The organism is Mycolicibacterium alvei (assembly GCF_010727325.1).
In the GTDB taxonomy this organism is placed as follows: Bacteria; Actinomycetota; Actinomycetes; order Mycobacteriales; family Mycobacteriaceae; genus Mycobacterium; species Mycobacterium alvei.
Map to the genome: position 1 here is coordinate 2,076,802 of NZ_AP022565.1, position 12,088 is coordinate 2,088,889.

The following is a 12,088-nucleotide window of genomic DNA, read 5'->3' on the forward strand; positions in this document are numbered from 1 at the left end:
GGGTCTGTCCTCGAAAACGGTACCCCGAATCGGGGCATTTCATAGGCGGTACGGACGGCTACCGTCGCCGCAATCCCAGCCGGAAGCCGGACGGCATCACGGTCAGGCGCTCCTGTACCTGCAACCGGTAGTCCGGATCGGCGATCAGATCGTAGCGGCGGATCAGCACCGCCAACATCAGCACGGCTTCGTGGAGTGCGAACTGTCTTCCGATGCAGGATCTTTCGCCGGTACCGAACGGCTTGTACAGGCCACCGGGGCGCGTCCGCATCTGCTCGGGCGTGAACCGGTCCGGCTCGAATGCCTCCGGGTCGTGACCCCATCGGGGGTCACGGTGCAGGGTCGAGGTCAGGGCCAGCGCCCAGTCGCCCTTGCGCATCGGGTGAATTCCGGCCAGCACGGTGTCCTGGCGGGCAGCCCGGTAGTAGGCCGGCACGGTCGGCTGCAACCGCAGCGACTCGTCGAGAATCCGCCGGACATACCGCAGTTTGGCGATCTTCTCGAATTCGGGCCGCTGATCGTCGCCCCACACCTGTTCGACCTCGTCGCGGGCCCGGGCGAACACCTCTGGGTGTTGCGACAGGAAGTACAGCGCAAATGACAGTGCACCGGAAGTGGTTTCATGTCCGGCGATCAGAAAATTGATCAGCTGACAGCGGATGTTGGCGGCATCGAGATCGGACTCCAGCATGATCTGCAGCAGATCGTCATGGGCGCTCGATCCCTGTGCCCGCCGCGCCGAGACGATGTCGTCGGCCAGCCCGCGCAGGTAGCGCGCGTCGCGGCGGAGCCTGCCCTCGTAGGTCCGGAAAAAGAAGGCGGGCAGGAAGGTTTCGCGCAACACGCCGAGGCGGTCGGCGCTCCTCAACGCCGACACCATGTGGGCGATGAACGGGTGCACCGTGTCGCTCTGGAAACACCGGAACGAATACCCGGCCGTGCACCGGCCGATGGTCTCCAGGGTTACCCGGGTGGTGTCGGCCGAGACGTCGACGGTGTCCCCCCGATCGGCTTTCCGGTCCCAATCGCCGGTCAGCTCATCGGCGACGTCGAACATCACCGCGTGGTAGCGGCGCATCGCGGCCTGGCTGAACGCGGGCATCAGCAGCTGATGGGCCGTGTGCCAGTTCGGTTCGTCGTTGTAGGCGGTGAACAGCCCGTCGCCGGCCACGATCCGCAGGGCCTCGATATCGGGGCCCACGTGCTTACCGAAGCGGGTTTCGTCGTTCAGATCATTGACCGCGTCGGCGCCGGTGACCACCACGTAGCGCGCGCCCAGGAAGCGGAATTCACAGATCGGGCCGAGCTCGGCCATGCCCAGCGCGTTCTGCATCGAGGAGTCGGGCTGTAGACCGAAGATGTCACCGAGCAGGGGCACTCGCCGCGGCGGGTGCGGCAGTTTCGGATACTTGGCGCCTTCAGGTGAGGTCCGCGTGCCCACGAAGGTCATGACACCAAAGATTCCTCGTTGTTATACATGTGTCAAGTAAGGCTCCTTTCGCGCTACGCTCCACACGTGGGAGCCGAGTCCAGACGCCGACTGTCCCCCGCCGACAGACGCAACGAACTGCTGGCGCTGGGAGCCGAGGTGTTCGGCCAGCGCCCCTACGACGAGGTCCGCATCGACGAGATCGCCGAGCGTGCCGGGGTGTCGCGCGCCCTGATGTATCACTACTTCCCCGACAAGCGGGCCTTCTTCGGTGCCGTGGTGCGCGCCGAGGGCGAGCGCCTGTTCGAGGCCACCAGCACCACCGGCGAGCCGGGTCAAAGCCTTTTCGGACAGCTGCGCGACGGCGTTCTCGCCTACCTGCGCTACGACGAGGAACATCCGCACGGCGCCTGGGCGGCCTACATGGGACTGGGCCGCACCGACCCGGTACTGCGCGGCGAAGACGACGTCGACAACGACCGCCAGGCCGACCGGATCATGGGTCGGATCGGCGACGCCGTATCCGAGCCCCTGGATGCGACGGTCGAGCGCGATCTGCGGGCTACCGTCTACGGCTGGCTGGCCCTGACCTTCGAGATGTGCCGGCAACGGCTCAAGGACCCCTCGATCGACGCGGGTTTCGTCGCCGACAGTTGCGCACACGCGCTGCTCGACGCCATCGGCCGAGTGCCCGGACTGCCCGACGAACTGGCCGGTGCGGCCGGTCCCGAACACCGCTGAAACCCGGTTGTCGGTGTGTCGCGGCAAGATGGCTAGATGACCACCACGCCGGCCGGTCCGCTGGCCCGGTTCAGTGCGCTGACCCGGGAGTGGTTCACCGCTGCGTTCCCGGCACCGACGGCCGCGCAGGCCCAGGCCTGGTCGGCCATCGCCGAGGGGCTCAACACCCTGGTCATCGCACCCACCGGATCAGGTAAGACGCTGGCGGCCTTCCTGTGGGCCATCGACGAGCTGGCGCAGTTGCCGCCTGGTCCCCGCACCGGGACGACGGTGCTGTATGTGTCGCCACTCAAGGCCCTGGCCGTCGACGTCGAACGCAACCTGCGCACCCCGCTGACCGGCGTCACCAGGGTCGCCGAGCGGCACGGGGTGCCGGCCCCGTCGATCAGCGTCGGCGTCCGCTCCGGTGACACCCCGCCCGGTGAGCGCCGCGCGATGCTGAGCAAGCCACCCGACATCCTGATCACCACGCCGGAATCCCTGTTTCTGATGCTGACGTCGGCGGCCCGCGAAACCCTGGCCTCGGTGCGGACCGTGATCGTCGACGAGGTTCACGCCGTCGCCGCCACCAAACGCGGTGCGCACCTGGCACTCTCGTTGGAACGGCTCGACCAGCTGCTCGACAAGCCGGCCCAGCGGATCGGGCTGTCGGCGACGGTACGTCCACCCGAGGAGGTAGCGCGGTTCCTGTCCGGCCAGGCCCCCACCACCATCGTCGCGCCGCCGTCGGGTAAAACGTTCGACCTCTCGGTGCAGGTCCCGATCCCGGACATGGCCAATCTCGACAACAACAGCATCTGGCCCGCCGTCGAGGAACGCATCGTGGACCTGATCGAGGCCCACCGCTCCTCGATCGTGTTCGCCAACTCCCGCCGGTTGGCCGAGCGACTGACCTCCCGGCTCAACGAGATTCACGCCGAACGTGCCGGAATCGAGCTCTCACTCGACCACAACCCGCAGGTCGGTGGCGGCGCCCCGGCCCAACTCATGGCCAGCGGTCAGGCCAGCGGCGCACCGCCGCTGCTGGCCCGGGCCCACCACGGTTCGGTCAGCAAGGAGCAGCGGGCCCTGGTCGAAGACGACCTCAAGAGTGGCCGATTGCGCGCCGTGGTGGCCACCTCGAGCCTGGAGTTGGGCATCGACATGGGCGCGGTCGATCTGGTGATCCAGGTCGAGTCGCCGCCGTCGGTGGCCAGCGGCCTGCAGCGCATCGGGCGGGCCGGGCACCAGGTCGGCGAGATCTCCCAGGGCGTGCTGTTCCCCAAGCACCGCACCGACCTGATCGGCTGTGCGGTGACGGTGCAGCGCATGCGCTCCGGTGACATCGAGACCATGCACGTCCCGGCCAATCCGCTCGACGTGCTGGCCCAGCACACCGTGGCTGCGGCCGCCCTGGAACCAGTGGACGCCGACGCCTGGTTCGATGCGGTACGGCGGAGTGCACCCTTTGCCACGCTGCCGCGCAGCGCGTTCGAGGCCACCCTGGATCTGTTGTCCGGGAAGTACCCGTCCACCGAGTTCGCCGAGCTGCGGCCACGCATCGTGTACGACCGCGACCACGGAACCCTGACCGCCCGCCCCGGAGCCCAACGCCTGGCGGTGACCTCCGGCGGCGCGATCCCCGACCGCGGGCTGTTCACCGTCTACCTGGCTACCGACTCCGAAAAACCCTCCCGGGTAGGTGAACTCGACGAGGAGATGGTCTACGAATCCCGCCCGGGCGACGTCATCTCCCTGGGTGCGACCAGCTGGCGGATCACCGAGATCACCCACGACCGGGTGCTGGTGATCCCCGCGCCGGGCCAGCCGGCCCGGTTGCCGTTCTGGCGCGGCGACAGCGTGGGACGCCCCGCCGAACTGGGCGCTGCGGTCGGTGCGTTCACCGGAGAGCTCGCCACACTCGGCCGCGACGAGTTCGAAGAACGTTGCCAGACAATGGGTTTCGACGGGTTCGCAACCGACAACCTCTACCGGCTACTGCATGACCAGCGGGAGGCCACCGGCGTCGTTCCCAGCGACAGCACGTTCGTGGTGGAGCGTTTCCGGGATGAACTGGGCGACTGGCGGGTGATCCTGCATTCTCCGTACGGCCTGCGGGTTCACGGGCCGCTGGCCCTGGCGGTGGGCCGTCGGCTGCGGGAACGGTACGGCATCGACGAGAAGCCCACCGCGTCCGACGACGGCATCATCGTGCGCCTCCCCGATAGTGGTGAAACCCCGCCCGGCGCAGACCTGTTCGTGTTCGACGCCGACGAGATCGAACCGGTCGTCACCGCAGAGGTGGGCGGGTCGGCGTTGTTCGCGTCCAGGTTCCGTGAATGCGCCGCGCGCGCCCTGTTGCTGCCTCGCCGACACCCTGGCAAGCGATCGCCGTTGTGGCATCAACGGCAACGCGCCGCGCAACTGCTCGACATCGCCCGCAAGTACCCGGACTTCCCGATCGTGCTGGAAACCGTCCGCGAATGCCTGCAGGACGTCTACGACGTACCCGCGCTGACCGAGCTGATGCGGCGGGTGGCTCAGCGGCGCCTGCGGGTGGTCGAGGTAGAGACCGCCACCCCCTCGCCATTCGCGGCCTCGTTGCTGTTCGGCTACGTGGGTGCATTCATGTACGAGGGTGACAGCCCGTTGGCCGAGCGTCGCGCCGCCGCGCTGGCACTGGACACCGTGCTGCTGTCCGAACTGCTCGGCCGGGTGGAACTCCGCGAACTGCTGGATCCCGCGGTGGTGGCCTCAACCTCGGCACAGCTGCAACACCTGACCGAGGAACGGGCCGTGCGCGATGCCGAGGCCGTGGCCGACCTGTTGCGGATGCTGGGTCCGCTCACCGAGGCCGAGATCGCCGAGCGCGCCACCACCGAGGCGATCGGGGGCTGGCTCGACGGGCTGCACGCCGCCAAGCGCGCGCTGCCGGTCACCTACGCCGGCCAGAGCTGGTGGGCCGCGGTGGAAGACATCGGCCTGCTACGCGACGGGGTCGGCGCGCCGGTCCCGGTCGGGGTGCCCATGGCCTTCACCGAATCCGTCGACGACCCACTCGGAGACCTGATCGGTCGCTACGCCCGCACGCACGGCCCGTTCACCACCTCCGAGGTCGCGACGCGGTTCGGGCTCGGCCTGCGGGTGACCGCAGATGTGTTGGGCCGCATGGCTGTCGATGGCCGGCTGGTGCGCGGCGAGTTCACCGGAGCCGCCCCGGCTGCGACATTGGGTCGGGCGACTTCCGACGAATGGTGCGATGCCGAGGTGCTGCGCATCCTGCGCCGTCGCTCCCTGGCCGCGCTGCGCGCCCAGGTCGAGCCGGTCAGCACTGCCGCCTACGGTCGCTTCCTGCCGTCCTGGCAGCATGTCGGGTCCAGCCACAGCTCGGGTATCGACGGGCTGTCGTCGGTCATCGAGCAACTGGCCGGCGTCCTCCTGCCCGCGTCGGCCGTGGAGTCGCTGGTCTTCGGCCAGCGGGTGCGTGATTACCAGCCGGCCATGCTCGATGAGCTGCTGGCGTCCGGCGAAGTGATGTGGTCGGGCGGCGGCCAGATCGGCAGCAGCGACGGCTGGGTGGCATTCCACCTGGCCGAGACGGCGCCATTGACCCTGCCCGCTCCTGTCGAGATCGAGTTCACCGACCCGCACCGGGCCATCATGGAGACGCTCGGTCACGGCGGAGCGTACTTCTTCCGCCAGCTCACCGATCAGGCCTCCGAAGCCGAGCTGAAAACTGCTCTGTGGGAACTGATCTGGGCCGGCTGGGTTACTGGTGACACGTTCGCCCCGTTGCGGGCGATGCTGTCTGGTCCCCGACGGTCGGGGACACCGGCACACCGGCAGCGTCAACGTCCACCCCGGCTCAGCCGCTACAGCGTCGCGCGCCCGCACAGCCGCGCAGCGGATCCGATGGTGTCCGGCCGGTGGTCGGCATTGCCCGGCGCTGAACCGGATTCGACCGTCCGCGCGCATTTCCAGGCGGAGCTGTTGCTCAACCGACACGGGGTGCTGACCAAGGGGGCGGCGTCGGCCGAGGGCGTGCCGGGCGGGTTCGCGACGTTGTACAAGGTGTTGAGCGCGTTCGAGGACGCCGGCCGCTGCCAGCGGGGCTATTTCGTCGAGTCGCTGGGCGGGGCGCAGTTCGCGGCGGCCTCGACCGTCGACCGGCTGCGGTCCTACCTCGACGGGGTTGATCCGCAGCGGCCCGACTACCACGCGGTGATGCTCGCCGCGACCGACCCGGCCAATCCTTACGGCGCCGCTCTGGCCTGGCCCGAGCGCGCGGGCGACGCGGACACACACCGGCCGGGCCGCAAGGCGGGTGCCCTGGTGGCGCTGGTCGACGGCCAACTGGTGTGGTTCCTGGAACGCGGCGGCAAGACCCTGCTCAGCTTCACCTCCGATACCGAGACGCAGCGGGCCGCCGCGGCCGCACTGGCCGAACTCGTGAGCGGCGGGCGGATTCCGTCGCTCTTGGTCGAGCGGATCAACGGGGTCGCGGTGCTCGATCCCGGTGTCGACGAAGGCCGCGCCGCCGTGCAGGACGCGCTGACCGGTGCCGGGTTTTCGCGCACGCCGCGCGGTTTGCGGCTTCGGTAGGTTCGGACGCCATGCCCGAAGGTGACACCGTCTTCCACACCGCCACCGCGTTGCGCGATGCGCTGGCGGGTAAGACGTTGACCCGCTGCGATATCAGGGTGCCCCGCTACGCCACGGTCGACCTGACCGGGCAGGTGGTCGATGAAGTTCTCAGCCGAGGCAAGCACTTGTTCCTCCGCGTGGGCCGGGCCAGCATCCACGCCCATCTCAAGATGGAGGGCAGTTGGCGCATCGGCTGGTCCAGAGTCGCGGCCCACCGGATCCGGATCGTGCTGGAGACCGCCGATAGTCGGGCCACCGGGATCGACCTCGGCGTGCTCGAAGTGCTGGACCGCGACACCGACATGGCGGCGGTCGAGCATCTGGGCCCGGACCTGCTCGGCCCGGACTGGGAGCCCCGCACCGCGGCGGCCAATCTGGCCGCCGATCCGGACCGGCCCCTGGCGCCGACGCTGCTCGATCAGCGGGTGATGGCCGGTGTCGGCAATGTGTACTGCAATGAACTGTGTTTCGTGTTCGGGCGGCTACCTACCTCCCCGGTGAGCTCACTGACCGACCCCCTACGTGTCGCACAACGCGCCCGGGATATGCTGTGGCTCAACCGGTCCCGCTGGAACCGCACCACCACCGGTGATACCCGGCACGGACGGCAACTGTGGGTGTACGGCCGCGCCGGTGAACCCTGCCGCCGCTGCGGGACTCTGATCGAGACCGATGCCGGCGGTGACCGGGTGACCTACTGGTGTCCGGTGTGCCAGACCTGATCCCGTCCCACTTGGCGAGCCCGCCCCGCTACGGGGTACGCGGCACGCCGGCAATCTTTGCGATGATGCGATCACGCAGCGCTACCGGGATATTCGTCATGAGCGACAACTGAAACTTGCTTGCGAGTCCGACCAGGTACCGAGCTCGGGGCCGACGCGCGGTGAGCGCCTTCTCGACCACCGCGACCACGTTGGAAGTCGGCACCGCCATCTTCTTCGACATCGGAACGAACTTTTTCATCCCGGCAATGTGCTTGTCGTACAAGGCGCGATGCTCTGCCGACATCGCGGTTTCCAGCTCCACCACCATGTCGTCGGCGGTGCGCCACATGTCGGTGTCGGTCTGCGCCGGCTCCACCACAGCCACCCGCACACCCCACGGGCGTACCTCCATCCGGAGTGCATCGGCACCTGCTTCCAAGGCGAATTTGGACGCCGCGTATGCCCCGAGTAGCGGTGAGGACAGTTGCCCGTTGACGCTGGAGATGAAGATCGCGCGGCCACGGGAAGCCCGCAACTTCGGCAGTACTGCATTGGTCACCGCAAATTGGCCGATCACGTTGACGTCCAGTTGCCTGCGCCAGTCCTCGGGGCTGAGCGTCTCGACCGGACCGGCTACCACGATGCCCGCGTTGTTCACCACTGCGTCGAGTCGCTGCGGGAGCGCAGCAGGCAAAGCCGCGAGATCGTCCGCGTTGGTGACGTCGAGAATCACCGAGGAGATGCGTTGCGGGTTGACCGCCGTCAATGCGGCCGCGTCGGACTGCGACCTGACTCCCGCGATGACGTCCCACCCAGTAGCGGCCAGGTGCTCGACTATGGCCTTGCCGATTCCGCGACCTGCTCCGGTGACAAGAACTGAAGGCATGACGTCAGAGTACGTCCAGTTAACTTTGATTACCTGCTAGTTCCGACGCCGGCCGGCAGCGGACAGTTCCTGAACCACCTCCTGCGCCACCCGTAGGCCCGACTCGATGGCACCCTCGATGTAACCCGGATGGTCACGGGCGGTTTCGGTTCCCGCCCAGTGAATATTGCCGACGGGCGCAGAGGGCAACGGAAGAAGGCCCTCCAGGAAACCCCCGATGGGCAGCGCCATATAACCGCCACCGACGTATTCGTCGGTCTGCCATGACTTCTCATGCCAGCTGACCGGTTGGAGCACCGGGTCAGGCCGAGTTCGTCGGCCAGAGTCGTGAGCCGGTGGTGGTCGTGGCCGATCCACTGACCGCCCAGGTCGACGGTCGATCCCAGTGCGGTGGTCTCGCTCATCGTCCGCCCGCCGATGCGGTCGGCGGCCTCCAGCACCATGCCGTCAACCCCCCGGGCGGTGCAGTTCGCGGGCTGCCGTCAGTCCGGAGATGCCTGCGCCGACCACTACCACCGTGACGTCCGTTGCGCTGCCTGGCGCTGTCATGGGACGACCTCCCTCAACTGAGCGACAGCCTAGGAGAAAGTCAGACGACCGACCGAGTCAACGCCCCGAAAATCAGCAGTTGACGAGTTCTGGCTCGCAGATCGACTGCTGAGTGGGTGCGGTTTCTTCGACCGCGGGTTGCTTCGCAGCGGCTTCGGACTCCTTGGGCTTTCCGCCCCACGGGAACGCCAGGCGCACGATCTTGCGCACCACGGACGCGAACTGCTGGTGGATCGGGCCCGAGTTGTAGGGCAGACCGTAGCGCTGGCAGATCTCCTTCACCTCGCCGGAGATCTCCGCGTAGCGATGCGCCGGAATGTCCGGGAACAGGTGGTGTTCGATCTGGAAGGACAGGTTGCCGCTGAAGATGTGGAACCACTTGCCGCCACTCAGGTTTGCCGAACCGAGCAATTGGCGGAAGTACCACTGCCCACGGGTCTCGTTCTCGGTCTCCTCGATCGTGAACTCGTGGGTGCCCTCGGGGAAGTGCCCGCAGAAAATGATGGTGTACGACCACACGTTGCGCATCAGGTTGGCAGTCATGTTGCCCGCGAACACAAATGGCGCGAACGGTCCGGCCAGCAGCGGGAAGGCCACATAGTCCTTCACGGTCTGCTTGCGCACCTTGACCCACATCTCGCGCAGCGTGTCCTTCTTGTCGCGGAGCTTGATCTCACCGGTGCGGATGCGCTCGGTCTCCAACTCGTGCAACGCGACGCCGTACTGGAAGAACACCATCAGCAGGAACGCGTACAGCGGGTTACCCAGGTAGTACGGGCTCCACTTCTGGTCCTCGCTCATGCGCAGGACGCCGTAGCCGATGTCGCGGTCCATGTCGACGATGTTGGTGTAGGTGTGGTGCATGTAGTTGTGGGAGTGCCGCCACTGATTCGACGGGCAGGCCGAATCCCATTCGAAGTTCTGGCCGCGCAACGCCGGATCGCCCATCCAGTCGTACTGGCCGTGCATGACGTTGTGGCCGATCTCCATGTTGTCGAGGATCTTCGACAGTCCCAGCATCACGGTCCCGACCGGCCACGCCGGCGGCAGGAACAGCAATGCACGGCCGCCGACCTCAAGCTTGCGCTGCAACTTGATGATGTCGCGGATATAGGTGGCGTCGCGCTCACCGAGGTCGGCGAGGGTGCGTTCACGGATGGAGTCGAGTTCGGCGCCGAGGGTCTCGAACTGCTCGGGGGTCAGGGTGACGGATCGTTGAGTCATGGTGTGTCCTTTGTTCGAAAAAGGCTGGGAATAGGTGTCTAGAGGTCGATCTGGACGTCGCCGCAGGGCGCCGTTACGCAGATTTCGATGTTCTCGTCAGGGTCCGTCGAGACAGCGCCGGTGATCAGGTTCTTCACCGGACCGCTGATCTTCTTGCGGGTGCAGGTGTGGCAGATGCCCATCCGGCAGCCGTTCCTCGGGTTCAGCCCGGCGGCCTCGGCTTGCTCCAGAATCGAGCGGCCATCGTCGACTACTGCAACGACACTTTCGGTGAAGGCGACGGTTCCGCCGGACACCTCGGTCGGCACGGCGATCACCGGTGGCACAAAGCTTTCCGACCGAGCGTCGGGCAGCAGATCCTTGACCGCGGAGACCAGAGCCGGCGGGCCGCAGACGAACACCGCGTCAGGGTCCGGCATTGCCGCGGCCAGGTGGTGCGGACCGAAGTGTCCGGTGAGGTCGCCCCGGTTCGATCGGGTGTAGCTGTGCAGCACCGTCACACCCGGTGTCGCGGCCAGCTCTGTCGCGTACGCGGCCTCTTCAGGGTTACGGGCGTAGTGGACGAAGGCGAGTTCACCGTCGAAGTTCTCCTCCCGCAAGGTGCGCAGCATGGAGAGCACCGGCGTGATGCCGCTGCCACCGGAGATCAACAGGATGCGGCGGGGCCGCTGCGCAGGGAGGACGAAGTCGCCGCCGACCGAGTCGAGGCCCAGGACCATGCCCGGCGCTGCGTTGCGGTACAGATGCTGCGAGACCAGCCCGCCGTCGTGCAGGCCGATAGTCAACTCGATGACGGGACTGCCTTCAGCGTTGGCCGGCGAGTAGCACCGGGTACGGCGGCGACCGTCGATCTCGACGGTGAGGTTGATGTGCTGGCCGGCCCTGAAACCCCGCCAGGCGTCGTTGGGCTGCAGCGTCAGGGTGACGCTGCGCGGTGTCTGCTTGCGGACGGCGACCACCTTGGCGCGGGCGTCGTCGACGGTCCAGGTGCGGTCGTAAACCTCGGTGTACCGGTCCACGCCGTGCGGGCCGGTGAGGATCCCAACCAGGGCGGAGCGCCGAATTCGGCGGCTCAAAGTTTCGGTGAACATATGTACACAATGAAGCTGTGTATACGTTCACGTCAAGGGTTAAACTGCTGGTTGTTGCTGGGATCACACAGTGAACGTATGTACCTTTATGTCATATACAGGCGTTCCGATCAGTTGTTCGATCCCGCTGTGCTAGCTTTTTTCGGTGAACAGTCGTAGCCCCAGTTCACGAGACCGGCGGTCAAGCCGCTCGTCAAGCTCCCGTTCCAAGGACAAACCGTCTCGCGAGGAGCGCAAGGAAGCCACCCGCCGCGCGATCATCACGGCTGCACTGCAGCTGCTCGAAGCGGACAGCTTCAGCGCACTCAGCCTGCGTGAGGTCACCCGCGAGGCCGGCATCGTGCCCGCCGCCTTCTACCGGCACTTCGAATCGATGGACGCACTCGGCCTGGTGCTGATCGATGAGTCCTTCCGCGCCCTGCGCGAGATGCTCCGCGGTGGCCGCGCGGGCCAACTCGACCCGAAGCGCATCATCGAGTCCTCGGTCGACATCCTGTTCAACAGCGTCGCCGAACGTCCCGAGCATTGGCGCTTCATCAGCCGCGAACGCAACAGCGGCGTCACCGTCGTTCGGTATGCGATCCGCACGGAAATCCGGCTGATCACCTCCGAGCTGGCCATCGACCTGGCCCGACTGCCGGGTTTGACGACGTGGAGCAGCGAAGACCTCAACATCCTGGCCGGACTGTTCGTCAACTCGATGATGGTCACCGCGGAATCCATCGACGACGCCAACGACGTGAACGCACTCGACGACATCAAACAGGCCGCACGCAAGCAGCTCCGCATGATCGTGGTCGGCGTCGCCGGCTGGAACAGCCGCTGACCCCACTGGTGAAGA

The 12,088-nt window shown here is 66.9% G+C and carries 10 protein-coding genes and 1 pseudogene; 4 read left to right on the forward strand and 7 right to left on the reverse strand.

The annotated features are described in order from the left end of the window. Window positions 1-58: 58 nt before the first annotated feature. On the reverse strand, window positions 59-1,450 hold the full coding sequence (locus tag G6N44_RS09990; protein ID WP_163663586.1) for a cytochrome P450: 1,392 nt from the start codon (window positions 1,448-1,450) through the stop codon (window positions 59-61). 27 nt (window positions 1,451-1,477) lie between these two features. On the opposite strand from G6N44_RS09990, the gene G6N44_RS09995 reads away from it, so the two are divergent. From G6N44_RS09995 to nei2, 3 genes are read left to right on the forward strand one after another with little or no spacing between them, the layout of a single operon-like run. Beyond that, entirely contained in the window at window positions 1,478-2,170 is a 693-nt protein-coding gene (locus G6N44_RS09995) for a TetR/AcrR family transcriptional regulator (RefSeq protein ID WP_163663588.1), read from the forward strand. A gap of 36 nt (window positions 2,171-2,206) precedes the next feature. Then, complete coding sequence (locus tag G6N44_RS10000) at window positions 2,207-6,751, forward strand: ATP-dependent helicase (protein WP_163663590.1); 4,545 nt, start codon at window positions 2,207-2,209, stop codon at window positions 6,749-6,751. 11 nt (window positions 6,752-6,762) lie between these two features. Next, the gene (gene nei2 / locus G6N44_RS10005) at window positions 6,763-7,515 is read left to right on the forward strand and encodes an endonuclease VIII Nei2 (RefSeq protein WP_163663592.1); all 753 of its coding nucleotides are present in this window, start codon (window positions 6,763-6,765) and stop codon (window positions 7,513-7,515) included. A 28-nt stretch (window positions 7,516-7,543) separates the two neighbouring features. On the opposite strand, the gene G6N44_RS10010 is transcribed toward nei2, so the two are convergent. From G6N44_RS10010 to G6N44_RS10025, 6 genes and pseudogenes are all read right to left on the reverse strand, one after another. Beyond that, on the reverse strand, window positions 7,544-8,383 hold the full coding sequence (locus G6N44_RS10010; RefSeq protein ID WP_163663594.1) for an SDR family NAD(P)-dependent oxidoreductase: 840 nt from the start codon (window positions 8,381-8,383) through the stop codon (window positions 7,544-7,546). A gap of 36 nt (window positions 8,384-8,419) precedes the next feature. Continuing rightward, entirely contained in the window at window positions 8,420-8,680 is a 261-nt protein-coding gene (locus G6N44_RS29440) for an FAD-dependent oxidoreductase (protein WP_235682989.1), read from the reverse strand. Window positions 8,681-8,742: 62 nt separating this feature from the next. Next, window positions 8,743-8,826, reverse strand: a pseudogene (locus G6N44_RS29765) (FAD-dependent oxidoreductase); the annotation flags it as partial. A gap of 4 nt (window positions 8,827-8,830) precedes the next feature. Then, window positions 8,831-8,932: an NAD(P)-binding protein gene (locus G6N44_RS29855; RefSeq protein ID WP_344035833.1), complete on the reverse strand. Its 102-nt coding sequence runs from the start codon at window positions 8,930-8,932 to the stop codon at window positions 8,831-8,833. Window positions 8,933-9,004: 72 nt separating this feature from the next. Then, complete coding sequence (locus G6N44_RS10020) at window positions 9,005-10,156, reverse strand: fatty acid desaturase family protein (RefSeq protein ID WP_163663597.1); 1,152 nt, start codon at window positions 10,154-10,156, stop codon at window positions 9,005-9,007. A gap of 38 nt (window positions 10,157-10,194) precedes the next feature. Further along, window positions 10,195-11,247, reverse strand: a complete 1,053-nt coding sequence (locus tag G6N44_RS10025; RefSeq protein ID WP_163663599.1) for a ferredoxin reductase — start codon at window positions 11,245-11,247, stop codon at window positions 10,195-10,197. A gap of 145 nt (window positions 11,248-11,392) precedes the next feature. Between G6N44_RS10025 and G6N44_RS10030 the strand changes: the two genes are divergently transcribed. After that, window positions 11,393-12,073, forward strand: a complete 681-nt coding sequence (locus G6N44_RS10030; protein ID WP_163663601.1) for a TetR family transcriptional regulator — start codon at window positions 11,393-11,395, stop codon at window positions 12,071-12,073. Window positions 12,074-12,088 lie beyond the last annotated feature (15 nt).